Raw genomic sequence first — 26,591 nt, 5'->3', positions numbered from 1 at the left:
TAGAGGTGAGACTAATGACAGAACAACTTAACAGTATAGAACAATTTCATCAATTTATAGAGACACATCCGTTAGCCGTCATCCATGTTATGCGTGACCATTGTTCAGTATGTCATGCTGTATTGCCTCAAATTCAAGATATTGTAAGCGAATATAGTCATGCTACGTTTGGCGTCATTAATCAATCTAAAGTGGAAGCCATCGCTGGAGAGTTGTCCATTTTTACTGTGCCAGTAGATTTAATCTTTTTAGATGGAAAAGAAATGCACCGACAAGCACGCTTTATTGACATGCAAAGCTTTGAACATCAACTACAATTGATGAACGATAGTCTTGAAAGATAATCAAGGAGCTCTAACTGGATTCTACTTGTAGAACGTTAGAGCTTTTCCTTATATTGTAGAAACTTTCTGAATAAGTTAGATTACTAAAAGTTAAGATTAAATAGGTTTATAATTAATAGGTGTATAGGAGGACGGTAAAAATGAAAAAAAGATTATTATCGGTGATGACTTCAGGAATATTAGGTTTCCTTGCTTATATTAGAGTTAAAGAAAAACGTAGTTATCAAAGTTATTTAAGAGAGAAATTTATTCGAATGTCAGGTATGAAAAAGACTTTTGAAAATGTAGATGATGCGAAAAAAGCATTAGAAGCTACAAAAAATATAACTGCAGGTAAATATGGCGGTACAAGTTATGAATTTGAACATGATGTAAGAATCAAAGATTGGCATGGTTCATTAACTTATATCTTAAATGATAAACGTGATCGCCAACAAAAAATTGTGCTTTATGTTCATGGTGGTGCTTGGTTCCAAGATCCACTGGAAGAACATTTTCAATTTATTGATAAATTAGCTGGAGAATTGAATGCTAAAATCGTGATGCCTGTTTATCCTAAAGTACCACATCGCGATTATCGTACTACTTTTCAATTATTAAAAGAACTTTATGAAAAACAACTTATGTTAGTGGATAGTGCGAGTCAAATTACAATTATGGGTGATTCTGCTGGTGGACAAATTACCTTATCATTCGCACAATATATAAAAGAAACGACTCAATTACAACAACCTGGACATCTTGTCTTAGTATCGCCAGTATTGGATGCTACGTTTAGTAATCCGGAAGCGAAAGAATATGAAAAAATTGACCCAATGCTTGGTATTGATGGTAGTAAATACTTTATTGAATTATGGGCAGGCAACTTACCTATTGAAGACTACAAAATTTCACCAATCAATGGTGATTTAGAAGGATTAGGACGTATTTCAATCTTTATTGGTACTAAAGAAACGTTATATCCTGATGCAGTAAAATTATCTAAAATGTTAAGTGAAAAAGGAATAGACCATGATTTCACACCAGGCTACAACTTATTCCATATTTATCCAGTCTTTCCATTACCTGAACAACAAAAGTTCTTTGAACAATTAAAGAAAATTATTAAATAATTTTTTTGAGAGATCGGGCTGTCTTTATAATTAATTTTATAAGACAGTCTTTTTTTACATTGTATATTTGTATAAAATTTTTATTTAGTTTGTATGTAAATCTAACGTGTATGTTTATTGAGTTTGTGTAAAAACAGTTTTCTGGAAAATAATGGGGGAATGGTGCTACTAGATACGTGAGTATCATATTATTTTTTGAGGAGGAACTAAAATGTCTGATAACAAAAAAATGAGTCATGAAGAAGCAGGTAAAAAAGGCGGTAACGCTACAGCGAATAACCACGATAAAGAATTCTATCAAGAAATTGGCGAAAAAGGTGGCAGTCAGTCTCAAGGCACTACAAGTTCGAACAGTAACTCAAATAATAATTCAAATGGTAACAACAATAGCAACAGTAATAACGGTACAATGAGTCATGAAGAAGCGGGTAAAAAAGGTGGCAACGCTACAGCGAAGAATCATGACAAAGAATTCTATCAAGAAATTGGTGAAAAGGGCGGTAAAAATTCATAAGTATGATTGACTTTAACATAATGAAATAGAGAGTGGAATGAAGTAAAGTTACGTCATTCCGCTCTCTTTAAATTTGGGCTATAAAGTTTCGGGCTGTTTTTTCAGAGATAATATCAAAATCAACACAAGAATTATAACGATACCGACGACTTGTACTGGTTTAAATGAAACGTCCAACCATAATGCACTCGTAATGACAGCAATCACAGGTTCGATCGTCCCTAGTAAAGTTGTTTCTTTAGGCGAAAGATATTGTAAGCTATCAATAAATAGATAGAAGGCTAATGCGGTACCTGCAATTATTCCAAATATTAAATAAAAGATAGTTGAAATACTTAAACTGCTAGCGTGGAACTGCCAAATTGGATGTTTAAAATTCATTGCAATGCCTGAAATGATCATGGCCCAACCTACAATTAATAGGGAAGGGAACTTTTCAAGTAAACCAGTAGCGTATATGGTATAAAATGCCAAAGCTAAGCCAGCTACAATGCCCCAAAACAAACTTGTAGGAGAAACGACTAAATGAGATATTGAGCCGTTGGTTAAAAGTAAGAACGTACCTACTAATGTCATAACGATTGCTAAAATATCAAAAGGGCGAAATACGTCTAATCCACGAATGACAAACCAAATAATGATGTAAACGGGCGCTATGTATTGTAGTAAAGTAGCGACGGCTACATTTCCTGTAGCAATTGAAGCCATATAGGCGTATTGCACAAATAACATGCCTATCAAACTATAAATTAGTAAACTGATGAATATTTTTAAATTTTTAAGAACCACTAATATAGAGCGCTTTGGATATAACACTTTGTAAACGCCTAAGAGGAAGATCCCGCTTACAATAAGACGCGCAGTAACATACCAATCCACGTCTATACCGCGTTGGTTGAATAATAAATCAGAAACGGTGCCACCTAAACCCCATAATGTAGCCCCGATAATAGCGAAGAGCACACCTTTTAATCTGTGTTGCGTGCGAGTCATTCAATGCACCTCCATCTATTTTGTTAAATTATAAATCTCATAATATAATGTTATTAAATAAGATAATACTCAAATAGTGATTAAAACTATCAAGATATTGAGGTGTTTCAACATGAGTAGACGTATGATTATCACTGAAGATTTAGAGGAAAAGATTAATTATCCTGATGGACGCTGGCCTCATATTATTTTACATACTAAATTAAATGAAACGTTATTAGGATATATACCACTACATTGGCACTACGCTTTGCAGTTCATGTATGTAACTGAAGGAACGGTCCAAGTGAAGATAGCAGATAATGAGATAGTGATTGAACAAGGAGAAGGGTTATTTATTAACTCAAATATTGTGCATGAAATTCATGAAGTTCAGCCTAATTCGCGTTTTTATTGTTGGAACGTAGGCTTACCTGATGTGACAGAATATATTAATTTCAAATATATGAATTATATTATTGATCAAGCGTCTACAATTCCGTTTATTAAATTAGAACGTCATATTGAGGAAGATGTGTGCTTATTGGATAGTATTGAAAAGGTAGGACAAACTTTTATAGCACAACAAGAGTATTATCAATTAGAAGTGTTAAGTGAATTTTATCGATGTCTTAATTATTTATTATTAATTTTCGGAAAATATAATAAAACAAATCATTACTTCTTTGACCCAAGAGTTAAGCAATGTATTGAATATTTACAAGCTCATTATCAGAAAAAAGTAACGTTACAAGAGCTAAGTCAATTAATGCAGATAAGTGAAGCGGAAACGATTAAATTATTTAAACGCTTTGTAGGGGATACGCCTTTTAACTTTCTTCAAAATTACCGTTTAGAACAAAGTGCTAAGCAATTAATGTATATGAAGCATAGTGTCACAGAAGTGGCGATGACATGTGGGTTCTCAACGACGAGTTATTTTATTCAGATGTTTAAACAAAAATACCAACTGACGCCTAAACAGTTTCAAATTCAATACGCCAAAGACTTTAAATGAAATAAAAGCAAATGCCTATCATCTATCAATCGGATGTTTGGGCATTTGCTTTTTTATTATAAATATCTAACTGTGTAGATTGTGTGTTTGTAGCTATTTCATCTTTAGGTAATTCATTAGCTTCGTTTGCTTTATTCATATTTAATTCACGGATGTCTTCATTTGATGTTTTAGTTACGTTGTTAATGTGATGAGGGTCAGTATCTAATACAGAACGACTCATATCATTGCCTTGTAAACTACCCACAAGAATAAAGATTAAGTAACTAGTACAACCTAGTAATATGATGGCTAGGTAAATGCTAACTGCGATTTTTACGGGTTTTGTCATGGGTCTGCTCATTGAGTCCCTCCTGAATTCATAGCTTTATTCATGTCTAAGGTAACATCAGAATTTTAAGTTAGTGTAAATAGAGGGTAAATATTTGTTTACTTGCCAAATTTCAATTATCCCTGTTAAAAATAAAAAAAGTATTTTATCATTTTAAATAACGCAATATTTAAAAATTCTAAAAAGATTTACAAACGTAAAAGCTTTTTAACATTCGGTTTACATTTTTAAAACTGACAAAACATGCACGTGTTAGCATACCTTTATTGGTAGTAATAGTTGAATGTCTATTTTTAGCAAGCTATTACTAGGAATGAAAGTAAAATCAAATTATTAATTTAATCTATATTAATAAATTTATTTTCTTCATTTTCAAAATACATAATTGTTTAAAATGGTTTAAACACAACTTAATACAAAATCAATCAAAGAGAGGGCACTATTTTGATTCTTATTACAATTTGTATCGTATTAATATTATGGCTCGGTATTAGAGAAAAGAAACGCCATAGTAATCGATTAGAGAAAATTCCCCTACGAATCAACATTAACGGTATCCGAGGTAAGTCAACGATTACAAGGATGATTTATAGCGTATTAAGAGAAGACCATTATCATGTTATAGGTAAAACTACAGGAACAGACGCTCGTATGATGTATTGGTTTACAGAGAAAGAATATCCAGTAATTCGAAAACCTCAAGGGGCAAATATTGGCGAACAACGAGATATTGTTCGAAAAGTAGTTAAACGGAAAGCGAATGCTTTGGTAAATGAATGTATGGCGGTTAATCCTGATTATCAAATCGTCTTCCAAGAAGATTTAGTTAAAGCGAATATTGGCGTTATCGTCAATGTAATGGAAGACCATATGGATGTCTTAGGGCCAACTTTACAAGATGTTGCGCAAGCATTCACTGCAACGATTCCTCGCAAAGGGAAATTGGTTGTTATGAAAGATGCTTATACTGACTTTTTTGCCAAAGAAGCCAAAAAACGTAAAACCGAATTAATAGTAGTAGATAAAGACGAGATTCCTGAATCTTATTTAAGAAAATTTGACTACTTAGTCTTTCCAGATAATGTAGCTATTGCATTAGGAGTAGCGCAAGCAGTAGGTGTAGATAAAGATGTCGCTTTAAGGGGCATGTTAAATGCGCCACCTGATCCAGGTGCGGTTGAAATTAAATATTTTAATGCAAATAACACAAAAAATGTATTTGTTAATGCATTTGCAGCGAATGAACCGCAATCTACGAAAGCAATTTTAAATAAAGTGGAATCTTATAACTATCCTTACACTAAAAAAGTAGTTATTTTAAATTGTCGTTCAGATAGGGTAGACCGTACTCGACAATTTGCTGAAAACTTTATTGAAGATGTTGAATTTGACACACTTATTTGTACAGGTAAGAGTACGCAAATGGTGACAGATGTCATGCAACATTTACCAGAAAAAAAATATCTTAATTTTGAAAACCATGAATTTAGTGATATCGAAAAAGCAATTATTAAAGAATCACATAATGCGCTTATTTTCTGCGTAGGTAATATTCATGGTCCAGGCGGAAAAATAACAGAATTTATAGAAGGGATAGAATAAAATGATAGGTTCAGAATTATACTTCTCCTTATTCGTCGGCATTGTATTAAGTTTAATCTTTGCAGAGAAATTTGGAATCAATCCAGCAGGACTCGTAGTACCTGGTTATTTAGCACTTATATTTGATCAGCCTATTATGTTGTTATCTGTGCTCGTTATTAGTTGTTTAACTTACTTTATTGTGACATTTGGTATTAGCAGATGGGTGATTTTATACGGACGACGTAAATTTGCAGCGATGATACTCACAGGAATGGTATTGAAATTTATCTTTGACTTAATTTATCCATTAACACCATTTGAAACAGTTGAAGTTTCAGGCATTGGTGTCGTTATTCCTGGTATCATTGCCAACACAATTCAAAAACAAGGTGTCGTGATTACATTAGCTTCAACAATGTTATTAACATGTATTACCTATGTCATCTTGTTCTTATACAGCTTTATTAATTAATCGCGAGCAAGGAGCGTAAAGTAATGAAAAAGAAAAAACGGTTAACAGCGAGCGAATGGTTACTTAAGCAATCTAAACGCCATAAACGTCGAAATTTTATTTACACACTTATCGTTTTAATAGTTGCATTCGTTCTTTTAGTCTTTGCTATTCGTGCTGTAAAGATTGAGCCAGTAGAAGCAATGCCAAAGTCTAATCCTAATGCAATTCGCAGTACATATTTAGGAAACATTACATTAAATCCACATATTAGAAAAATGAACTTGAATGATGTATTTGCTAGCTTGAAAGAACCATTACATAATAGTGATTTCTCAACTGCTTCGCTTATTGTTAGTCACTTTTCAAAAAATGCAACAGATAATCTAAATAAAAATTTAGACAATATTATGTTCTTGAAAAAGCAGAATATTAAGAGTGTTAATTTAATTAATAACACGATTGATAATGTGCAAGCTCAGGATTTGAGTAAAAAAGTAGAAGCGCAAACAGATTATAACTTCTTAACTGGAAATGGCTCTAATTTAATCAATAGTAAAACGGTGCAACAAAATGTGAAAGGGAAGAAAATAGCTAACGTTTCCTTTACAGATGTGGAATCGAATTATGAAGACCCACTTAAAAATACGACTTCTATTAGTTTAGACCCAAAAATCTTTGTTCCGTTGATTAAAAACTTAAAACAAAGCAATGATTTAGTCGTCGTCAACGTGGATTGGGGTATTCCGAATGAACGTAATGTAACTGACCGACAAAAGGTCTATGGACATGCTTTAATCGATGCGGGGGCGGACGTCATCATTGGTCATAATACTGTGGTACAAAAAGTAGAAAAATATAAAAATGCAAGTATCTTCTATAGCTTAGGAAATCTAACATCAGATTCATTCTTATCGAAAAACCAAAAAGGTTTGGTTGTACAACATGATTGGGATGGACAACATAACAAGTTTCATCTAACACCTGTGCGCGGTGCAGACGGTAAAATCACTAAAGATAAGATGAACAGAATGGAAGAGCAACGTTATTACAACAACATCAAGGATAAAACAATTCATCTGAAACAAGAGAATGGAGGATATACCTATGAATATTAAAAAGCATTGGGTAGGTATCTTAACGACCATCATTATCATAGTTATCTTATTGATGGTAACTTTTTCGAAAGCGAATGAAGGCCTTGATCAATTTGAAAAGAATGACTTAAAAAATATAACGGAGCAATATTTATCTAAAGGGGCCAGTTAGTATGAATATCTATAATAAAGTGATGCTCACTATTATTTTAGTAGTGACGATTCTGATTTCATTTACATTTTATTATTTTAAAAAAGAAGATAGACCTGATAAAGACACTTTATTTGAGAATAAAATTACCAACCATAAATCCTCTGGTAATAATAAAACCTATGGCGTAGCATCTAACAATGCCATTGCAACGAGTGTAGGTAATAAGATTATTGAAGAGGGGGGTAACGCTGTTGACGCTGCTATGGGTGTTTCGTACGCACTTGCAGTGACAGAACCCCATTCATCAGGTTTAGGTGGCGGTGGTGCTACCTTAACTTATGATGGCAAAGATGGCGAAGAGCCTAGAATGTATGAATATAAAACGATGTCTTCTTTTAATTATAAAAAGGGTGACCAAATAGGGACGCCAGGCTTTGTACAAGGGTTACATGATATGCATGAACGCGAAGGTAAAATGGATGAAAAGAAAATCCTTAACTATGTCATCCCTTTAGCGGAAGATGGCTTTGAAGTAGATGCAGAATTAGAGCGCAGTTTAAAAATGTTCGGTTCTGATATTGATCGCGATTCACCTTTCTTTAAAGGTAAACGTACTGTACGTGAAGGCGATGTTGTAAAACAAGACGCTCTAGCGAAAACGTTGAAAAAGATTCGAGATGATGGCCCAAGCTATTTCTATAAAGATATCGGAAAAAGTATTTCAAAACAAATAGATGACGAATTAACGGAAGATGACTTTAAAGCTTTTAAAACAGAAGAAAAGAAACCAACCAGTACGAAATTCTTAAATAACACTGTGTATTCTGCTTCAAATCCACTCGGTGGTACATTGATGTTACAAGGTTTAAAAATTGATGAAAGCTTAGATTCTCAAAATAATCGCGCTGACTTTATATCAGGCATCATTAAATCACGTGATGTAATGTATCGTAATAGAGATGTTGTTAACGGCCAAGAAGCTAGTAGTGATACGCATTTATCTGATGATTATCTATTGAGCCGTTTAAATAGTATTAATTCTAGCTCAGACGTTAATAATGGAAGTGACTTTAATACGCAACAAATCAATAACACAAGTACGACGCACTTTGTAGTCATTGATAAGAGCGGTAAACTCGCAAGTACGACTAATACGTTATCTAGTTTCTTTGGTTCAGGAAAATTTGTTAAAGAAGGGTTCTACATGAACAACTCATTAACAAACTTCTCTAATGATCCTAATAGTCCTAACTTTGGTGAAAAACATAAAGCACCACGTTCTTATACAGCACCAACTATTGTAGTCGGTCCTGACTTCTACATGGGTATCGGTACACCAGGAGGAAATAAAATTCCAACTATTCTTAATGAAGTCATTATTGATTACTTAAGAGGCAATGGCACACTTCAAGAATCTATTGATAAACCACGTTTTTATAACGATGGTGGTACGGTCTTTTATGAAAATGCCATGGAAGACGCAGACATCAATGAATTTAAACGTCTAGGTTACGGTGTTCAAGAAAAACGTAATGACCCTAACTTTGGTAGTGTTCAAGGTGCGATTTACAATAAAAATGATCATACCGTAGAAATTGGTCATGACGTAGGTAACCGATAATTTTAAAAAGTGTGAGATGTTGAAAGCACATAACTAAATATTTTCTACCAAGAGCAGTACAACGAAATCAGTTGAGGTAAAATTGATTCCGTTGCGCTGCTCTTTTTCATAATTAAAAGTAATTAATATAGAAGCAACTATTGAAATTATAGATAAAATCGATATGATAAAAAGTGTAGGTTAGAGAAATTAATTTTATTTTTATAAAAAATAAACACAAATTGAATTGATTTCATAGAAGCATATAGCGAATTTATAAACGAAGTATGTAAAGGGTGGGCAGTCATGAAAGAAGTTGTGTTAGGTATTGATTTAGGTACAAGCGCGGTTAAAATTATTGCAGTGACTCAACAAGGAGAGATGGTTGCATCAACGAGTGAACCACTGACATTGATTCAAACGCGTCCAGGTTACAGCGAACAAGATCCTGCTGAATGGTTTGAAGCGGTTAAACAAGGAATTAAACATCTCAATGAAGCGTCAAAAATGTCAGATTATGTCGTTAAGGGGATTTCATTCTCAGGACAAATGCACGGCTTAGTTGCACTGGATGCCAATCATGCTCCAGTACGTCATGCAATATTATGGAATGATACACGTAACTCTGAACAATGTCGTCAAATCAAAGAGGTCTACGGAGAGCGTTTAAATGGTAATCCTATTCTTGAAGGGTTCACTTTGCCTAAAATGTTATGGGTGAAACAACATGAACCTGATATTTGGAAGCAAGTAGATGTCTTTGTGTTACCGAAAGATTATGTGCGCTATTGTTTAACAGGACAAGTGCATATGGAATATTCAGACGCAGCAAGCACGTCATTACTTAGTCCACAAACGCATGACTGGACACGCGACGTTGGAGATCATTTCGGCCTTGGCGACATTTATCCTCCTTTAGTGCGTTCAACAGCTTATGTTGGGGATGTTCGTCCTGAATTAGCGCAAGAACTTGGTTTCACCGAACAAGTGAAAGTCTTTGCCGGCGGTGGAGATAATGCATGTGGTGCAATCGGCGCTGGTATTATTAATGATAACGATACGCTATGCAGTATTGGAACTTCTGGAGTCGTTCTTAATGTTGAAAAAGATAGCTATACTGACTATCGTAATAATATTCATTTCTTCGATCATAGCGTACCTCAAACTTTTTATGCGATGGGGGTAACGTTGGCGGCAGGTTATAGCCTTAGTTGGTTGAAGAAGACATTCTTTGAAGATGAGTCATTCGACGACATTGTGGCGCAAGCCAGTACTTCATCTGTTGGTGCGAACCGTCTTTTATTTGCGCCTTATTTAGCCGGAGAGCGCACACCTCATGGCGATGCGTTTATTCGTGGAAGCTTTATTGGAATTAGTGGTAGCCATACGAAAGCCGACTTTGCGCGTGCCGTGCTTGAAGGTATTACGTATTCGTTATACGACTCTATTCAGTTGATTCGAGAAGCGGGTAAAGAGATTACGCACGTGACATCTATTGGGGGCGGTGCGAAGAGTGCATTTTGGTTACAAATGCAAGCTGATATTTTTAATGCTACTATCCGAAAATTAAAACATGAAGAAGGACCGAGCATGGGAGCTGCAATGATTGCAGCATACGGTTTAGAGTGGTTTAACTCTTTCGATGAATGTGTCGAACAATTTATCGATATCGAACGTACCTTTGAACCAAACGAAGAACGCCACCGTCAATACGAAGCGTATTATCAAATTTACCAACAAATTTATCAACAAACACATCAATTAACAGAAGCCTTATTAAAAATTGAAGAATAAAAAGTAAAATAAAAGAGAAACGAGCTTGATGAAAAGTTCGTTTCTTTTTTTTGATGCTTAACAGGGGAACACGCAAATTATTAATTTTTGAATGATTTTATCTACAGAAAATAAATATTTGTAAAATGAATTTTTGAGGCAAATGGCTAGAAATAATTTATAAATAAAAATATCTATTTTAAATGGAATTATATTGACAAAAATATAAAATAAGCGTTTAATATGACTATAAAATATAATCCTTTAAGACATCATGACTATGTTCCAACAACGAAAGGATGAAGAATATGTTAATTAATAAACAAGAACTTTATGAAAGTGTCTGGCGTAATCATTTAAGAACGTTTGCCTACATTAATGAATTAGATTACGAGGCTTTGCAGGCCACCCTACACAAACACGGCATTCCATTACCGGATAGAGACCAATTAGAACAGCACATTTTATCTCCCTCAAAGAAATTATTTTCATTAGATGATTCTTCCTTACTTATTTCATTGAAAGAAGAACCTCCACTTAATCACACACTCGACGATTTATACTTTCTTAATTTGTATCCACAAGATATACATGATCAGATTATTACTTCTTATTATTATCTACAAAGCATTAATTTAAAATCTAAGACATTACAAAAACGCAACTTTCCATTTACTGATGACCAAATAAAACCACTTTTAGCAAATTTAAATTTCAGCGCTTCATTATCCTCAAAATACTTATTGTTATTTAAAATACTTTGTACACATCTCCAAAAAGCAAAATTTGAAATAAAGATTAAAAATGATATTTTATATTGTGAACTAAAAGACTATAAAATAGAACTCTCTTTAAGTGCCTTAACTTCTAATCATAATAATGAGAGTATACTAGAAGTGCATCTTAGCGCTTATTGTAAATATGCGCCTACAATAGAAATAGGTAAATCCTTAAACGACCAGTCTTCTAAACAATCCTTTTTATTAGAATTATTCCTCACCATACTTAAATTTCCTGAAAATTTAATATTAGAAGAATATCGCCTAACAAAACACAATTTATTACTTTCTCAGAATTTAAACTCATGTATCAACTTATATCCTAAACAACCTCTGTTTAATTTTGATACGTTTAAACAACTCATTATTTCTTATAAACGAGACAACGTACAACTATCCTTCTTAGAATGGTTGCAAACCACTAACTCAATTAACTTAGTTCCTCGAGACATAGCATTTCAATTATATAACCAACTTTTCCATAAAAATTATAAACCGACAGAATTCATAACTAAGCGCCAATACCATGAATTAATTGAAATATTGGTAGGGGCTTCGTCATAAATAAGCATTATTTAATTAGAGCGCCTCCATAGAATGGCCCTTGAAACAACGAGTTAAATAGTTAATGAATTATATTAATAAGTAATTGGTAAAATTTGATATAATGTAATAACATTTATGATAGATTATCCGATAAAGTTAAAAGATTTATGGTAAAATATATAAATGTTTAAAAAATATAGCAAGCGTGTAAATAATAAATCTCAAATGATTTTTATTTCTCGCTTGCTATTTATGTGCAAGCAAAATATTAGATTCTTATCTAAAATGACGTTACAGTGAAGATGCATTCGAAGATAACTACACAATAAATTGCATTTTTACAAACATTTTAGAATTGGGATAAGTAGTTTGCAAAGTTACTTTTTACAGTGTAAAATGTTAATTATTATTTATTTGTTAACAATTTTTAGCAAAATTAAATTTTTTAATTCCTCAAAAAGTATCAAAATGTGATTTATTTCACAATTTGGTCGTATTTGACTCTTTAGATGTATTGAAATCGTTTTCCAATGGGTGTACCATAATCATGGTTAATAAATAAATAGAAAGAGGTTTTGGGGAATGAATATTATTCTAGGAGTGGGCACCCTTGTATTAGTGCTTATCGTTATGACGCTATTCTTAAACTTTGCGCCATACGGTAAACAAGGACTACAAGCATTATCAGGGGCTGCTTGTGCAACATTTTTACCACAAGCGTTCTTAAGTTACGCTATTGGTGGCGTATTTCATATCCAATTTTTCCAAACAATTGGTGATTTAGTAGGAAGTTTAGCAGGGGTTGCAGTTGGGATTTTAACATGTATCAATCTTGGCGTTTCACCTGTATTTGCAGTTATTGTAGGTTTAGTCTTACATGACTTTAAATTATTACCAGCATTCATCGCAGCTTACTTAGTTGCTTTCGGTATTAAATTTATCGAGAAGAAAGTTCCAGAAGGTTTAGACTTAATCGTTGTAATTTTATTAACACCAGCGATTGCATTTGGATTAGCGAAACTTATTAGCCCAGGAGTTATGGCTGTATTACATCAAATTGGTGGCGCGATTACTTCTGTTGGTGACAGTCATCCATATGCATTAGCAGTTATTTTAGGACTAGTAATTCCAGTAACAGGAATGACACCATTAAGTTCAATGGTATTAACAAGCTTGTTAGGATTAACTGGAATTCCAATGGCTATCGGTGCATTAACATGTACTGGTTCTTCATTCGTAAACGCTGTATTATTCAGCAGACTTAACATTGGCGGTAGTAAATCAAAAGCATTTGCTGTCTTCATTGAACCATTAACACAAATCGATTTAATTGCTAAATATCCTTTACAATTATACGGATCAAATGCCATTATCGGTGTGGTAAATGCATGTATCGTAACATTTAGTGGACTAGTAATAAATGTTAAAGGTATGGCAACACCAATTGCAGGCGCAATCGTATTATTCGGCTTTAATGATGCAACTAGATCAATTCTTACAATTATTGCAGTTGCAATCTCAAGCGTGATTTTAGCATTTATCTTCAGTACATTAATCAAAAAATTCAACTTAATGAATATGAGTATGAAATTGCCTAGTAAACAGAAACAACCTAAGGAGAGTGTTTAATAATGGCTACTAAAAAAAGCTACGATTATCAAAGTGCATTTGATATCATCGGCCCTGTTATGATGGGACCTTCAAGTTCTCATACAGCAGGAGCTGTTAAAATTGGAAATGCTGCCTATTCAGTATTAGGCAATATGCAACCTGAAAAATTAACAATTCACTATTATGAATCTTTCGCAAAAACACACCAAGGTCACGGTACTGACTTAGCAGTTATCGGTGGTTCAATGGGTTATAGCACATTTGATAGTCGTATTAAAGATGCTATAACAATTGCTAAAGACCAAAATATTGATATTGATATTATAGAAGAAGACGACGAAAGCATTGGTGAGCACCCTAACTGTGCTTACTTAATTGCAGAAGCTAAAGGTCGCCATATTGAAGTTATCGGTAACTCAATTGGTGGCGGTACAATTAAATTAAGAAGAATTAGTGTTGAAGGACTAGAAGTTAACTTTGACCACGGTTTACCTATCTTAGAAATGGACGGCAAAATTGACAAATCAGAAGTCAATCATTTCTTAAATGATATCAGTGAACTTGGTGCGTCAATTGATGAGGAAATGATCGAAACGGGCAAAGATCATAGTTTAGCGGTTTTACCATTAACTAAAGCATTACCTGAATCAACGTTAAATCAAATTAGAGAAAAATATAGTCACTTAAACATATCCTATATAAAATAGAGGGGGATTGAATATGTTTGATTCAATTAGAGAAACTATAGACTACGCAGTAGAAAACAAAATGTCTTTCGCGGATATCATGATTAAAGAAGAGATGGAGCTTTCTGGTAAATCTCGCGAAGAAGTTAGAGAAACAATGAAACAAAACCTAGAAGTTATGCGTGACGCCGTTAAAAAAGGTACAACAGGCGACGGTGTTGAAAGTGTAACAGGTTATACAGGTCACGATGCAGCAAAAATTCGTGATTATAATGAAAATAATCATGCCTTAGCTGGCTACGAAATGATGGAAGCTGTTAAAGGTGCTGTAGCAACAAACGAAGTTAACGCAGCAATGGGTATCATTTGTGCTACACCAACAGCAGGTTCCTCAGGTACTATTCCTGGCGTATTATTCAAATTAGAAAAAACACACAACTTAACAGAAGATCAAATGATTGATTTCTTATTTGTTGCTTCATTATTCGGTCGTGTTATTGCCAATAACGCAAGCGTTGCCGGCGCAACTGGTGGTTGCCAAGCAGAAGTTGGTTCTGCATCAGCAATGGCAGCAGCTTCAGCTGTAGCAATTACAGGCGGCGAACCAGAAGCATCAGGTCATGCAATGGCATTAGCAATCAGTAACTTATTAGGTCTTGTATGTGACCCAGTAGGTGGATTAGTTGAAATCCCATGCGTAATGCGTAACGCAATTGGTTCTGGTAACGCATTAATTTCAGCTGACTTAGCATTAGCTGGCGTAGAAAGCCGTATCCCAGTTGACGAAGTTATCGAAGCAATGGATAAAATCGGTCGTGGCTTACCAGCAGAACTTAGAGAAACTGGTCTTGGTGGCTTAGCAGGTACACCAACTGGTGAAGCAATCAAGAAGAAAATCTTTGCTGACGCACCAGAAAACCCAGTTAAAAACTAATTTATAATTAACTCTAATAACACACCATTCTTGAATGTGATTAATACATTCAAGGATGGTTTTTTTTATTGTTTTTTGAAAAGGCAGTCCCAAATATACAAAATCTTAAAAATAATTTACAGAAAATTAAAAAAGTTATTGCAAAATTTCACCCATGTGTATAAAATAACTCCAAAGGGGCTGATGATATGCTTAGATTAAGTATCATCTTTTTAGTATTCGTCATTAACACAACGATTACACATTATTTCACAGTAAAGGGAACTTGGGAGAATCTCTTATTTGAATCAATGTCATTAAGCATGATTTTAGTATTTCTGTTTTATTATGTGAGTTTTGTTATTGAAGAGAAAAAGAGGAAAAAAATAGAAGAATTAAAAGAAAGATTTTATACATTTCAAGAACAACAAGTGGACGAATAATCGTTCACTTGTTTTTTCATCTCTAGGGAAAAATGAGACAAAAACTATTTGTTGAATAAATCATATTGATAAAAAGCAAGATCAAGCCAACGTTCAAATTTATATCCCACATTTTTAATTGTACCTGCATGAGTAAATCCAAATTTTTCATGCAATTTAACGCTACCCTCGTTTAAAGCGTCTATCCCTGCCACAATAGTGCGATAATTTCTTTGTTTGGCATCTTCTATTAAGTGACTAAGCAGTTGCGAGGCAATGCCTTTTCCACGATAATCCTTATCAACGTAAATCGAATGTTCAATTGAATACAGATATGCTGGCCAATTTCTAAATTGTCCATAAGTCGCAAATCCAACCACTTTCTTATCTAATTCGAATACAAAGATAGGCTCATTCGCGAGTAACTTAGCTTCAAACCATGCTTCACGTTCTTTCAGCGTTTGGGCGTCATATGTTTACACTGCCGTACTATTTAGGATTGCATCATTATAAATGTCTAATATTGCAGATAAATCTTGTCTTTCAGCGTTTCTAATCAAGTTGCCACCTACTTTAGTATTTTTTCTTATTTTAAAAGGTTGAACCTATACGAGGCAAATGTTTGTAATTAAAGCTTACACCTAAATAAAGAATTAAATTAAAATAGCGATTTAAAAGTGATATACTATGAGCAAAGAACGACAAGCTTAAAGGAGCACCCAAATAATGAAGAATTGGACAAGCCATTTAATGACGATTATAGGCGTCATCTTAATTCTAGTGGCAGTATATTTATTTGCCAAACCACATATAGACAATTATCTCCATGAAAAAGATAATAACAATAAAATTGAACAATATGATAAAAACGATAAAAAAGAAGCAACGAAAAAGGAAACACCAACCATTCCTAAAGACAAATCCAAAATGGCAGGTTACATATCAATTCCAGATGCAGAAATTAAAGAACCTGTATATCCTGGACCGGCTACGCCAGAACAATTAAATCGTGGTGTAAGTTTCGCAGAAGAAGATGAAAAATTAGACGATCAAAACATTTCAATAGCCGGACATACCTTTATTGACCGTCCACACTATCAATTTACTAACTTAAAAGCAGCCAAAAAAGGAAGCAAAGTTTACTTTAAAGTAGGTAATGAAACACGTAAATATAAAATGACAAGCATCCGAGACGTAAACCCAGACGACGTTAAGGTGTTAGATGAACACAAAGGCGAAACAAACCAATTAACATTAATCACCTGCGACAACTACAACGAACAAACAGGCATCTGGGAAAAACGTAAAATCTTCGTAGCAAAACAAATAAACTAAATTTTTAATTCCTCTTACTTTATCAATGAGTAAGAGGTTTTTATTTTTAAGTTACTTGTTCTTATAAGAATAAATATAGCATTAATTAATTTTAACCCATGAATTTAATTTCTAAATATGAATATAGTTTCAACATTATTTAGTAAACTTTAATCATAAAAATGGGATAGATATAATTGTTTTAAATAAGACGTTAAACTCAAGGGGGAACCTTTATGGTTAAAGCAATTGCTGTGGATATGGATGGTACATTTTTAGATTCGAATAAAGAATATGATAAAGCACGTTTTGACAGGATTTTTCAAGAGTTGAAGCAACGTAATATAGAATTTATCGCTGCGAGTGGTAACCAATTTGCGAAACTGAAATCAATATTTGGTGAGAGGGATATGTTCTTTATTTCGGAAAATGGGGCAGTCATTTACCATGGTACCGACTTATATAATTATCGTAGTTTTAATCAAGATGATTATACGGAAGTAGTCAATTACTTAAATATTGAAAGAAAGATTGATGAATTTATCGTATGTGGTTTGAAAAGCGCTTATATTTTAAAAGATACAAGTGAGGCTTTTAAGAAAGATGCACATTTCTATTATCATCAATTAGAAGAAATCGACTCATTTCAACCGTTACCAGATGATGAGTATGTCAAAATAGCGTTAAACATTAATCGCGATACGCATTCAACATTGGATACTGATTTAGAAGAAAAGTTTAGTGATACTATTAAACTTGTTTCAAGCGGTCATAACAGTATTGATATTATCATGCCTAATATGACTAAAGGACAAGCATTAAAACGCTTATTAAATGAGTGGAATATGGATGCGTCAGAGTTAATGGCATTTGGGGATGCGAATAACGATAAAGACATGTTAGAATTTGCGAAATATAGTTATGTAATGGCAAATAGCCAAGACCAATCTTTATTTGATATCGCAAGTGCTGTTGCACCAAGTAATGATGAACAAGGTGTTTTACAAATCATTGAACAAGAAGTATTAAAATAGATAAGAAAAAAGCTGAAATCTCAATTATTCGAGATTTCAGCTTTTGTAATTTATTGTGTATTATCTTAGTTTAATTGAGTGTCACATTTACCTGTATTAATTACAGATAAAGCAGCGTTTAATCCGCCTTCAACTAAGTTTCTTACAGCTTCGTCTGAGAAGAAAGCGATGTGAGGTGTTACTAAGATATTTTCATTTTCAATTAATTCTAATAAAGTTTTATCTTCAACTTCTTTATTAGACCAGTCATATGTGAAGTAATCTGCTTCATTCTCATACGTATCGATAGCAGCACCATATAAAGTGCCATTATTAACAGCTTTGATTAATTCAGGTGTGTCGATAACAGCGCCACGAGCAGCGTTAACTAATACAGCACCTTTTTTAACTTTAGAGAACATTTCTGCATCAAATAAGTGGAAGCTTTCTTTGTTAGCAGGTACGTGTAAAGAAATGATATCTGCGCCATCAATAGCTTCTTCAACTGAGTCTTTGTATTCTAAGAAGTCTAAAGAATTATTAGGATATGCATCATAACCAACAACTTTAGCACCAAAGCCAGCATAGATTTTACCAGTTGCAGCACCGATACGACCTGTACCAATAATTGCTACAGTCATATTTTTAACAGGAGTAGACATGATTGGCGCTGCCCATTTGAAATTATGTTCTTGAACGCGTTTTTCAATTGCAGGGAAGCGACGTACTAATTGAAGTGCGATTGATACTGAATATTCAGCGATAGTTTCTGGAGAATAGCTAGGCACGTTAGAAATGATAATATCATGTTTTTTAGCAAGGTCTAAATCATACATATCAAATCCAGCTGTACGTTGTGCGATTTGTTTAATGCCATATTTTTCAAGTTTAGGATAAACTGAATCTGCTAATTTACCGAATTGCATTGTAGTTACGCCATCGAAACCTTCTAATTGATCTACTGTGTCTTCGCTTAAAATTTCTTCAGAAGTAACAACTTCAACATTGTTAGCTTTACCCCAATTTAAAGCATCATTTTTCTCGTAGTCACGAGTTCCGAAAAACATAATTTTTGTCATTATAATAACCCCATTTCAAGTTGATTAAATATATATAGTAATAAATAATTAAGACTGAAGTTGTCTATAGAAATGTATGTGTAATTAAAATAATGATTTGAAACATCTCTATTACTTAACTTACAAATACATTATATTGTGAATTAATTCACAAATCAATAGTTTTTAGCAATTTTATCTTTAAAATGTTAAAAATTTTACATAAACAAGTCTTTTGTTATTGATTTTCAAATAATAAGAGAGAAATTTGCAAGCTAATATCTTTAGTGTGAAGAGTGAGTCATTTATAATTTGAGTGACAATAAACTGAGGAGGATATTTTTATGAGTGAAATGCAAGATACGATTATCAAAGCATTCAATTTTAGACATGCAACAAAAGAGTTTGATTCAACAAAAAAAGTGAGCGATTCTGACTTTGACACTATACTTGAAACAGCTCGATTATCACCAAGTTCATTAGGATTAGAACCATGGCGTTTTGTAGTGGTTCAAAATCAAGACTTACGTGAGAAATTAATTCCATATAGTTCAGGTGCTCAAAAACAATTGAAAACGGCAAGTCATTTCGTAATTATCTTAGCACGTAAGAATGTGACTCCTAGTTCCGATTACGTTCAATCAATCATTAAAAATGTTAAAAAATACGAAGAAAGCACGTTACCTGCATTTAATGAAAAAGTAAATGGCTTCCAAACTAATTTCCATATTAATGATAATGAGCGCACATTATTAGATTGGGCGAGCAAACAAACGTATATTGCTTTAGCTAATATGATGACATCTGCAGCGTTACTTGGCATCGATTCATGTCCAATGGAAGGTTTCGACTTAGATAAAGTAACTGAAATCTTATCTGAAGAAGGCATTTTAAATACGGATGAATTTGCACCTTCTGTCATGGTTGGTTTCGGTTATAGAAAAGAAGAACCTAAAGCGAAAGTACGTCAATCTGCTGACGATGTTATCCAATGGATTAAATAAAATTGATTTATATATTTTTAAAAGCTATCTATTTCATCAACTTGAAATAGATAGCTTTGTTTATTTTATATTGCTTATTATTTTAAATTATTTATTCTTCATATTTTTGCGACGTAATAAAAGTAAAGATGATCCAAATATTGCAGTAATAATACTAAGTAAAATATTATTATTTTCTTTAGTTTCTCCAGTTAAAGGAAGTTTATCCTTTCCGTTTGTACTCTTTTCTTGATAAGTATTTTGATGATGTTTTTGTAAAACATTAGTGTTGCTTGTTTTATGAGTATGTTTTGCTTGATTTTGTTTTTTTGGTGCGTTTGGTTTATTTGTTAAATCAGATTTCTCTGGTTTGTTAGGTTTTTCGGGTTTGCTAGGTTTTTCTGGCGTTTTAGATTGTTCCGGACTCTTAGGTTGCTCCGGAGTTTTAGGTTGTTCTGGTGTTTTAGGTTGTTCTGGTGTTTTAGGTTGTTCTGGTGTTTTAGGTTGTTCTGGTGTCTTAGGTTGATCTGGTGTCTTAGGTTGTTCTGGAGTATTAGGTTGTTCCGGTTTGCTAGGTTGTTCTGGTGTCTTAGGTTGTTCCGGTGTTTTAGGTTGATCTGGCGTTTTAGGTTGTTCTGGTGTCTTAGGTTGTTCCGGTTTGCTAGGTTGTTCCGGCGTCTTAGGTTGCTCTGGTGTTTTAGGTTGATCTGGCGTTTTAGGTTGATCTGGCGTTTTAGGTTGCTCTGGCGTTTTAGGTTGTTCTGGTGTCTTAGGTTGTTCTGGTGTCTTAGGTTGCTCTGGTGTTTTAGGTTGATCTAGCGTTTTAGGTTGTTCCGGAGTATTAGGTTGTTCCGGAGTATTAGGTTGCTCTGGTGTTTTAGGTTGCTCTGGTGTTTTAGGTTGCTCCGGAGTTTTAGGTTGTTCTGGCGTACTAGGTTGTTCCGGTGTCTTAGGTGTAGTATTTTTGATAGGTTCAGTCACTTTAGCTACAGCAATATCAGCATAATCTTCATTAGAAGCAACCTCATAAAAAACAGTTGGGTTTGCTGCTAATGCGAAAATACGACTATACATAAAGTTTGAATGACTAATATCATTACCTATTAGTGTCCAATCATGCAATTTTTTAGTAACACCTATTGATGGTTCAAGATATAGTCCATTTTCATCAAAATCACCTTCATGAATATGTTCAGGATGCTCTATAAATGTATAAGAAGAGTATCTACTTTTCTCATCTTGATTAAAATAAGTGACTAAATGACGTCTATAATTGTCTAATGATTGTGCGCCTGTTTCATTAGAATCAAGTGGAATATTTTCTGTTGATGATTTCCATCTTAGTCTAGCATCTAATGGCATATAAGGTGTTTTTTTAAATTGTTCTTTAGTAATATCATAGCTAACATTTATTCCTATCGAGCCATCTATCAAAGTGCTTAATCCATAAGATTTAGCATAATCTGGGTTATAACTTCCTCCACTAAGCTCACTATAAGATTCATTATATTTTATTATTGATGCAGGTAATTCATTTTTACCTTCGTTTTTTAATTTTAAATAATCTTCATATGTAGGAATAAGATTGAAATTGTTAGTGTTTTTATAATCATCTTCAGATATTTGACCTAAAGTTAAATTAACATTATGAGGAACTAAGCTTTCTTCTTCTCTTGTACCTATTAGTTTGAATTGCACGTTTTGAACGAATTTAGGTACAGTTATTCCAAAAGTTTTCGCCGTTTGAACATGATCGCTTGCTTTGATATGACTTAAAGATACAGTGAAATTATAATTTACAGTATCATCATCTTTAAATGTAGATAAACCTGGTGTGACATCAACGCCACCACCACCTATATTTACCATGTGAGGAGAGCCTACAAGAGGGTATGATTTAGGAAGATGAAATTTATCCGTATTTATATAATATTTTTTTTGGTTCTCGTCTAAAGTTGATTGCTCATTAGAATCTTGGTTAGTTATATCTGTATCAGTATTATATGAATTTGACTTGTCGTCACTCTGATTTATAGGTTGAGAATTATTAGTAGAATTCAATTGGTTATTATTATTTAATTCTTTATCGTTATTGTCCACATGAGTAGATGAATCTTTTTGAGGGGCTGATTGATTAGCTTCATTGGACTGATTAGCGTTAGTTGAATCGCTTAAAGATTGTGAGTTTGTAGGTAAAGAACTATTAGTATCATTTAATTCTGAGGCATGAGCGACTGAATCAACTCCAATAAATAATACACTGCCTAAAAGTATTGAACTGATTCCTATAGTGAACTTGCGAATACCAAATCGTTGTTTATGATTGAAAAACAATAAAATCACTCCTTATTTTAATGTGCTATTTTTATATAAAATATTTATAATATATTTAAAATAATCATACACCAAAGTGATTCATCATTAAACGATGTGTAATAAAATAATATTTTTATATTTTTTGTAATTATATTGAATTGCATGTATTTAAGGAGATGATTTCAAAAACTATAAAGACTAATTATTTTTAAATTTTTTTATGATTACCATCGTTTATAGAAAAGATGAACCTAAAGCGAAAGTACGTCAATCTGCTGACGATGTTATTCAATGGATTAAATAAAATCTCTATGTGTAATTCTTAAGTGAACGGGTAAATAGCATATGTACAGAAATGAAGCGAAATAAGTTCGAGCAACTTATTTCGTTTTTTCAACCAGATAAAGTAAAATAATACTAGAAATTAGTAAACGATTACATTTTTAGTAAGATTTATATATAAAACTTTTCGCATCACGTTTTAAAAACTTTTAAAAAGGATGATGAAACATGGCTAAAGTAAATGTTAGAGATTTTATCGATGAAAAATATGGTTTATTCATTAACGGAGAATTCCAAGACAGTGAAAGTGGAGAAACGTTAACAGTAACTAACCCTGCTAACGGCGAAGATTTAGCAGAGGTTGCAAAAGCGAATAAATCAGACGTAGATAAAGCAGTACAAGCCGCAACTGATGCGTTTGACAGTTGGAGCAAAATTTCAAAAAATGAACGTGCTGACTATTTATTAGAAATTAGTCGCCGTATTCATGAAAAAGCTGAACATTTTGCGACTATCGAATCGTTACAAAACGGTAAACCTTATCGTGAAACTTCAACAATTGATGTGCCACAAGCTGCAAATCAATTTAAATATTTCGCAAGCGTGTTAACTACTGACGAAGGTACAGTAAATGAGCTTGATGAAAATACAATGAGCTTAGTAGTTAATGAACCAATTGGCGTAGTTGGTGCAGTAGTAGCTTGGAACTTCCCAATTCTATTAGCATCATGGAAATTAGGCCCAGCATTAGCTGCAGGTAACACAGTGGTTATTCAACCATCATCATCAACACCATTAACTTTAATCGAACTTGCAAAAGTCTTCCAAGAAGTACTACCTAAAGGTGTTGTAAACGTAGTAACAGGTAAAGGTTCTGAATCTGGTGACGCTATCTTCAATCACGAAGGTGTAAATAAATTATCATTCACTGGTTCAACAGACGTTGGTTATGGCGTAGCTAAAGCAGGTGCTGAACGTATTGTACCAACAACATTAGAACTTGGTGGCAAAAGTGCAAATATTATCTTTGACGATGCTAACTTAGAACAAGTCGTTGAAGGTGCACAATTAGGTATCTTATTTAACCAAGGTGAAGTATGTAGTGCAGGTTCACGCTTATTAGTTCAATCTTCAATTTATGATGAAGTAATGCCTAAGATTAAAGAAGCTTTTGAAAATATTAAAGTAGGCGATCCATTCGATGAAGATGTGAAAATGAGTGCTCAAACTGGTCCAGAACAATTAGAAAAAATCGAAAGCTATGTGAAATTAGCTGAAGAAGATTCAAGTGCTAATATCTTAACTGGTGGCCATCGCATTACTGACAATGGTTTAGATAAAGGTTATTATTTCGAACCAACAATTATCGAATTAAGTGATAATAGCCATAAATTAGCACAAGAAGAAATCTTTGGACCTGTATTAGTTGTAGAAAAATTCGACGACGAACAAGATGCTATTAGAATCGCAAATGATTCAGAATACGGCTTAGCTGGTGGTATCTTTACCACTAACCTTAACCGTGCATTAAATGTAGCGAAAGCTATGAAAACTGGTCGTATTTGGATTAACACTTACAACCAAATCCCAGCAGGTGCACCATTTGGCGGTTATAAAAAATCAGGTATTGGCCGTGAAGTTTATAAAGATGCTATTAAAAACTATCAACAAGTTAAAAACATCTTTATCGACACTAGCAACACAACTCAAGGACTATACTAAGATAGATAGAGATTTATTGAACAGGGCGTTTACAACGCCCTGTTTTTATTTTTTGAATTAAATTATTTGAACTATCAAATTTTTGGGGAATAAGGGTATACTACAATAAAAGTGTGTTAAATTAAATTTTTGAAAAAGGAAAAAATATGAAAACTTCAAAAATACTTATTGTCTTATTATTTTTATTATTAATTTGTTCAGGTGGTTGTTCTCAAAATAAAGCAGGAAAATCACAAAAGCATGAACCAAAAGAATTAAATGTAGAATTTGTACCCTCTCAGAATGCTCAAACTTTAGATGCTAAAGTAAAGCCGTTACAACAACTATTATCTGATGAGTTAAAAATTCCAGTTAAAGTCCATGTAGCAACTAACTATAACGCTATGGTTGAAGCACTAAGCTCTCGAAAAGTAGACGTGGCCTTCATTTCACCAGTCTCTTACACATTAGCTCACGAGAAGCATGCTGCAGATGTTTTACTCAAATCAAAAGGTTATCTTGTAGATAATAAAGGTAATAAAACCAATCAATTAGTTGATTATTATCGCTCGCAAATTGTTGTAAACAAAAATAGCAATATCCATAGTTTAAAAGATTTAAAAGGTAAAAAAATAGGACTGCAAGATAGTCAATCCACTTCGGGTTATATCTATCCTCTCGCTAGTTTAAAACAACAGGGCATTAAACGAAATGATGTTAAAACAACGCAAATTAAAGGGCATGATCAAGCACTCATCGCCTTGTTAAATAAAGACGTAGATGCTGTAGCGACATATCAAGATGCACGCGCAGATTTAAAAAAGGATTATCCTAACATTTATAATGACACTAAAGTAATTTATCACACTAAAAAAATTCCAAATGATACAATTTCTGTTCGAAGTGATATGAGTGATAAATGGAAAGATAAAATTAGTACAGCATTTATTAATATAAGTAAAACGTCAAAAGGTAAAAAAGTGATAAATGACATTTATGGCCATCAAGGTTATGAAAAAGCAAAAGATAGTGATTTTGATACAGTTAGAGAATATAGAAAAATGGTAGAAGAATAATAAAAAACAGGGTAGTCATCGGACTATCCTGTTTTAATATTTATCCAGGTACTACGCTTGTATCACTGTGAAGTGTGATGTCGAAGCCTTCTGGTGATGTAAGATGTGTTTCTTCTACATTTGGTTTGTAAATATCAAAGTGAGCTAATCCATAAGTTTGTTCGTTGTCTAAACGTACTTGATTAGATTGCCAAATGTTTGCTGCGATATGATGATGATATTTTTGCGTAGACATAAATAATGATTGTGGGTATTGAGAAATATGTTCTAAACCAATTTGATCAATATAAAATTCACGCGCTTGTCCTAAATCATGTGTTTTAAGGTGTAAATGTCCGATTTTACCGTCTGCAGGCCAACCTTGCCAACCGTCCTCTGAACGTTGTGCAATTAAATCATCGGCATTCACTTCTAGGGTATCCATTTTCACGAAACCATCAGACCATTGCCAAGTGTCAGTAGGGCGGTCTTGATATACCTCAATACCATTGCCTTCTGGGTCATTGAAATATAGCGCCTCACTGACTAAATGATCGCCACCCCCGACAGGAATGTTCATACGGCTCATATGGAAAAGAAAGTTCGCTAAATCTGTGCGACTTGGTAAAAGATAAGCGATATGGAATAAGCCAGCTTCTCTAAACCCAGGGCGACGTCCATCTTCTAATAAATGTAAAGTTAACGTATGGCCATGCGCACCAACGTTAAACGTAACAGATTGGTCATTTTGTTCTTTTATTGAAAATCCTAAAATATTGGAATAAAAATTAGTCATTTTTTTTAAATCTTGAACGTTTAAAGTAATATTTGTAACTTGTGTTGCTTCAGTTGTGTGGAATGAAGTCATAGTAACGTGCCTCCTAAGATGAAAATAATCATCTTTATCTATTATTTATATTAAGTATAATAAATATACTCCATAAACAACAAACGTGCAAGAT

Annotated in this window: 25 protein-coding genes and 1 pseudogene; 20 read left to right on the top strand and 6 right to left on the bottom strand. The window is 33.4% G+C overall.

The window, feature by feature from the left end:
* Positions 1-14: 14 nt before the first annotated feature.
* The 3 genes from CD127_RS07635 (at position 15) to CD127_RS07625 (ending at position 1,970) form a co-directional block, all read left to right on the top strand.
* Positions 15-344 carry a thioredoxin family protein gene (locus CD127_RS07635; protein ID WP_103297923.1) on the top strand — a complete coding sequence of 110 codons (330 nt, stop codon included), beginning with the start codon at positions 15-17 and terminating at the stop codon, positions 342-344.
* A 140-nt stretch (positions 345-484) separates the two neighbouring features.
* Complete coding sequence (locus CD127_RS07630) at positions 485-1,456, top strand: alpha/beta hydrolase fold domain-containing protein (protein ID WP_103366309.1); 972 nt, start codon at positions 485-487, stop codon at positions 1,454-1,456.
* A 211-nt stretch (positions 1,457-1,667) separates the two neighbouring features.
* Positions 1,668-1,970 (top strand): KGG domain-containing protein, encoded by a 303-nt coding sequence (locus CD127_RS07625; RefSeq protein ID WP_103366308.1) that lies wholly within the window; start codon positions 1,668-1,670, stop codon positions 1,968-1,970.
* Positions 1,971-2,048: 78 nt separating this feature from the next.
* On the opposite strand, the gene CD127_RS07620 is transcribed toward CD127_RS07625, so the two are convergent.
* Entirely contained in the window at positions 2,049-2,963 is a 915-nt protein-coding gene (locus tag CD127_RS07620; RefSeq protein ID WP_103366307.1) for an EamA family transporter, read from the bottom strand.
* Between the two features lie 112 nt (positions 2,964-3,075).
* Between CD127_RS07620 and CD127_RS07615 the strand changes: the two genes are divergently transcribed.
* Positions 3,076-3,960, top strand: coding sequence for an AraC family transcriptional regulator (locus tag CD127_RS07615; RefSeq protein WP_103366306.1), 885 nt, complete (start codon positions 3,076-3,078; stop codon positions 3,958-3,960).
* 25 nt (positions 3,961-3,985) lie between these two features.
* Here the strand turns inward: CD127_RS07615 and CD127_RS07610 are convergent, their stop codons facing one another.
* Positions 3,986-4,303: a hypothetical protein gene (locus CD127_RS07610; protein ID WP_103297928.1), complete on the bottom strand. Its 318-nt coding sequence runs from the start codon at positions 4,301-4,303 to the stop codon at positions 3,986-3,988.
* 432 nt (positions 4,304-4,735) lie between these two features.
* Between CD127_RS07610 and pgsB the strand changes: the two genes are divergently transcribed.
* The 11 genes from pgsB to CD127_RS07560 all read left to right on the top strand — a co-directional run bounded on the left by pgsB (position 4,736) and on the right by CD127_RS07560 (position 15,928).
* The gene (gene pgsB / locus CD127_RS07605; protein WP_103366305.1) at positions 4,736-5,893 is read left to right on the top strand and encodes a poly-gamma-glutamate synthase PgsB; all 1,158 of its coding nucleotides are present in this window, start codon (positions 4,736-4,738) and stop codon (positions 5,891-5,893) included.
* A 1-nt stretch (position 5,894) separates the two neighbouring features.
* Entirely contained in the window at positions 5,895-6,347 is a 453-nt protein-coding gene (gene pgsC, locus CD127_RS07600; protein ID WP_103297930.1) for a poly-gamma-glutamate biosynthesis protein PgsC, read from the top strand.
* Between the two features lie 23 nt (positions 6,348-6,370).
* A complete protein-coding gene (locus tag CD127_RS07595) occupies positions 6,371-7,444 on the top strand; it encodes a CapA family protein (protein ID WP_103366304.1) in 1,074 nt (357 codons plus the stop codon).
* Positions 7,434-7,595: a hypothetical protein gene (locus CD127_RS12675; protein ID WP_167409897.1), complete on the top strand. Its 162-nt coding sequence runs from the start codon at positions 7,434-7,436 to the stop codon at positions 7,593-7,595. Before CD127_RS07595 ends, CD127_RS12675 begins: the two co-directional genes overlap by 11 nt.
* A 1-nt stretch (position 7,596) precedes the next feature.
* Positions 7,597-9,198, top strand: coding sequence for a gamma-glutamyltransferase (locus CD127_RS07590; protein WP_103366303.1), 1,602 nt, complete (start codon positions 7,597-7,599; stop codon positions 9,196-9,198).
* A gap of 285 nt (positions 9,199-9,483) precedes the next feature.
* Positions 9,484-10,971, top strand: a complete 1,488-nt coding sequence (gene xylB / locus CD127_RS07585; protein ID WP_103366302.1) for a xylulokinase — start codon at positions 9,484-9,486, stop codon at positions 10,969-10,971.
* Positions 10,972-11,258: 287 nt separating this feature from the next.
* Positions 11,259-12,293, top strand: coding sequence for a hypothetical protein (locus CD127_RS07580; protein WP_103366301.1), 1,035 nt, complete (start codon positions 11,259-11,261; stop codon positions 12,291-12,293).
* Positions 12,294-12,857: 564 nt separating this feature from the next.
* Positions 12,858-13,904, top strand: a complete 1,047-nt coding sequence (locus tag CD127_RS07575) for a PTS sugar transporter subunit IIC (RefSeq protein ID WP_103366300.1) — start codon at positions 12,858-12,860, stop codon at positions 13,902-13,904.
* A gap of 2 nt (positions 13,905-13,906) precedes the next feature.
* Positions 13,907-14,593, top strand: a complete 687-nt coding sequence (locus CD127_RS07570) for a serine dehydratase beta chain (RefSeq protein WP_103366299.1) — start codon at positions 13,907-13,909, stop codon at positions 14,591-14,593.
* A gap of 13 nt (positions 14,594-14,606) precedes the next feature.
* A complete protein-coding gene (sdaAA, locus tag CD127_RS07565) occupies positions 14,607-15,506 on the top strand; it encodes an L-serine ammonia-lyase, iron-sulfur-dependent, subunit alpha (RefSeq protein ID WP_103298933.1) in 900 nt (299 codons plus the stop codon).
* Positions 15,507-15,694: 188 nt separating this feature from the next.
* The gene (locus CD127_RS07560) at positions 15,695-15,928 is read left to right on the top strand and encodes a hypothetical protein (RefSeq protein ID WP_103298934.1); all 234 of its coding nucleotides are present in this window, start codon (positions 15,695-15,697) and stop codon (positions 15,926-15,928) included.
* 44 nt (positions 15,929-15,972) lie between these two features.
* Here the strand turns inward: CD127_RS07560 and CD127_RS07555 are convergent.
* Positions 15,973-16,467, bottom strand: a pseudogene (locus tag CD127_RS07555) (N-acetyltransferase family protein).
* A 166-nt stretch (positions 16,468-16,633) separates the two neighbouring features.
* On the opposite strand from CD127_RS07555, the gene srtA reads away from it, so the two are divergent.
* A complete protein-coding gene (srtA, locus tag CD127_RS07550; RefSeq protein WP_103366298.1) occupies positions 16,634-17,242 on the top strand; it encodes a class A sortase SrtA in 609 nt (202 codons plus the stop codon).
* Positions 17,243-17,457: 215 nt separating this feature from the next.
* Positions 17,458-18,255 (top strand): Cof-type HAD-IIB family hydrolase, encoded by a 798-nt coding sequence (locus CD127_RS07545; RefSeq protein WP_103366297.1) that lies wholly within the window; start codon positions 17,458-17,460, stop codon positions 18,253-18,255.
* 65 nt (positions 18,256-18,320) lie between these two features.
* On the opposite strand, the gene CD127_RS07540 is transcribed toward CD127_RS07545, so the two are convergent.
* Positions 18,321-19,313, bottom strand: coding sequence for a D-lactate dehydrogenase (locus CD127_RS07540; protein WP_103298938.1), 993 nt, complete (start codon positions 19,311-19,313; stop codon positions 18,321-18,323).
* A 323-nt stretch (positions 19,314-19,636) separates the two neighbouring features.
* Between CD127_RS07540 and CD127_RS07535 the strand changes: the two genes are divergently transcribed.
* Positions 19,637-20,296: an NAD(P)H-dependent oxidoreductase gene (locus CD127_RS07535; RefSeq protein WP_103366296.1), complete on the top strand. Its 660-nt coding sequence runs from the start codon at positions 19,637-19,639 to the stop codon at positions 20,294-20,296.
* 87 nt (positions 20,297-20,383) lie between these two features.
* On the opposite strand, the gene CD127_RS07530 is transcribed toward CD127_RS07535, so the two are convergent.
* A complete protein-coding gene (locus CD127_RS07530) occupies positions 20,384-22,609 on the bottom strand; it encodes a YSIRK-type signal peptide-containing protein (protein ID WP_160148972.1) in 2,226 nt (741 codons plus the stop codon).
* 492 nt (positions 22,610-23,101) lie between these two features.
* On the opposite strand from CD127_RS07530, the gene CD127_RS07525 reads away from it, so the two are divergent.
* Positions 23,102-24,595 (top strand): aldehyde dehydrogenase family protein, encoded by a 1,494-nt coding sequence (locus tag CD127_RS07525; RefSeq protein ID WP_103366294.1) that lies wholly within the window; start codon positions 23,102-23,104, stop codon positions 24,593-24,595.
* Positions 24,596-24,741: 146 nt separating this feature from the next.
* Positions 24,742-25,650 (top strand): phosphate/phosphite/phosphonate ABC transporter substrate-binding protein, encoded by a 909-nt coding sequence (locus tag CD127_RS07520; protein WP_103366293.1) that lies wholly within the window; start codon positions 24,742-24,744, stop codon positions 25,648-25,650.
* Between the two features lie 40 nt (positions 25,651-25,690).
* Here the strand turns inward: CD127_RS07520 and CD127_RS07515 are convergent, their stop codons facing one another.
* Positions 25,691-26,497 (bottom strand): VOC family protein, encoded by an 807-nt coding sequence (locus CD127_RS07515; protein ID WP_103366292.1) that lies wholly within the window; start codon positions 26,495-26,497, stop codon positions 25,691-25,693.
* Positions 26,498-26,591: the final 94 nt, after the last annotated feature.

Origin of the sequence: Staphylococcus petrasii (assembly GCF_002902565.1) — a bacterium.
Classification (GTDB): domain Bacteria; phylum Bacillota; class Bacilli; order Staphylococcales; family Staphylococcaceae; genus Staphylococcus; species Staphylococcus petrasii.
This window is presented reverse-complemented; position numbering and strand designations above follow the sequence as displayed.

What these genes read in the sequence shown, in the direction of transcription:
- pgsC (WP_103297930.1), top strand. Translation starts at nt 5,895, where the DNA reads ATGATAGGTTCAGAATTATACTTCTCCTTATTCGTCGGCATTGTATTA.
- xylB (WP_103366302.1), top strand. Translation starts at nt 9,484, where the DNA reads ATGAAAGAAGTTGTGTTAGGTATTGATTTAGGTACAAGCGCGGTTAAA.
- CD127_RS07610 (WP_103297928.1), bottom strand. Translation starts at nt 4,303, where the DNA reads ATGAGCAGACCCATGACAAAACCCGTAAAAATCGCAGTTAGCATTTAC.
- CD127_RS12675 (WP_167409897.1), top strand. Translation starts at nt 7,434, where the DNA reads ATGAATATTAAAAAGCATTGGGTAGGTATCTTAACGACCATCATTATC.
- CD127_RS07515 (WP_103366292.1), bottom strand. Translation starts at nt 26,497, where the DNA reads ATGACTTCATTCCACACAACTGAAGCAACACAAGTTACAAATATTACT.
- CD127_RS07545 (WP_103366297.1), top strand. Translation starts at nt 17,458, where the DNA reads ATGGTTAAAGCAATTGCTGTGGATATGGATGGTACATTTTTAGATTCG.
- CD127_RS07580 (WP_103366301.1), top strand. Translation starts at nt 11,259, where the DNA reads ATGTTAATTAATAAACAAGAACTTTATGAAAGTGTCTGGCGTAATCAT.
- CD127_RS07590 (WP_103366303.1), top strand. Translation starts at nt 7,597, where the DNA reads ATGAATATCTATAATAAAGTGATGCTCACTATTATTTTAGTAGTGACG.
- CD127_RS07635 (WP_103297923.1), top strand. Translation starts at nt 15, where the DNA reads ATGACAGAACAACTTAACAGTATAGAACAATTTCATCAATTTATAGAG.
- CD127_RS07535 (WP_103366296.1), top strand. Translation starts at nt 19,637, where the DNA reads ATGAGTGAAATGCAAGATACGATTATCAAAGCATTCAATTTTAGACAT.
- CD127_RS07525 (WP_103366294.1), top strand. Translation starts at nt 23,102, where the DNA reads ATGGCTAAAGTAAATGTTAGAGATTTTATCGATGAAAAATATGGTTTA.
- CD127_RS07595 (WP_103366304.1), top strand. Translation starts at nt 6,371, where the DNA reads ATGAAAAAGAAAAAACGGTTAACAGCGAGCGAATGGTTACTTAAGCAA.
- CD127_RS07625 (WP_103366308.1), top strand. Translation starts at nt 1,668, where the DNA reads ATGTCTGATAACAAAAAAATGAGTCATGAAGAAGCAGGTAAAAAAGGC.
- sdaAA (WP_103298933.1), top strand. Translation starts at nt 14,607, where the DNA reads ATGTTTGATTCAATTAGAGAAACTATAGACTACGCAGTAGAAAACAAA.
- CD127_RS07630 (WP_103366309.1), top strand. Translation starts at nt 485, where the DNA reads ATGAAAAAAAGATTATTATCGGTGATGACTTCAGGAATATTAGGTTTC.
- srtA (WP_103366298.1), top strand. Translation starts at nt 16,634, where the DNA reads ATGAAGAATTGGACAAGCCATTTAATGACGATTATAGGCGTCATCTTA.
- CD127_RS07540 (WP_103298938.1), bottom strand. Translation starts at nt 19,313, where the DNA reads ATGACAAAAATTATGTTTTTCGGAACTCGTGACTACGAGAAAAATGAT.
- CD127_RS07620 (WP_103366307.1), bottom strand. Translation starts at nt 2,963, where the DNA reads ATGACTCGCACGCAACACAGATTAAAAGGTGTGCTCTTCGCTATTATC.
- CD127_RS07570 (WP_103366299.1), top strand. Translation starts at nt 13,907, where the DNA reads ATGGCTACTAAAAAAAGCTACGATTATCAAAGTGCATTTGATATCATC.
- CD127_RS07575 (WP_103366300.1), top strand. Translation starts at nt 12,858, where the DNA reads ATGAATATTATTCTAGGAGTGGGCACCCTTGTATTAGTGCTTATCGTT.
- CD127_RS07560 (WP_103298934.1), top strand. Translation starts at nt 15,695, where the DNA reads ATGCTTAGATTAAGTATCATCTTTTTAGTATTCGTCATTAACACAACG.
- CD127_RS07520 (WP_103366293.1), top strand. Translation starts at nt 24,742, where the DNA reads ATGAAAACTTCAAAAATACTTATTGTCTTATTATTTTTATTATTAATT.
- CD127_RS07615 (WP_103366306.1), top strand. Translation starts at nt 3,076, where the DNA reads ATGAGTAGACGTATGATTATCACTGAAGATTTAGAGGAAAAGATTAAT.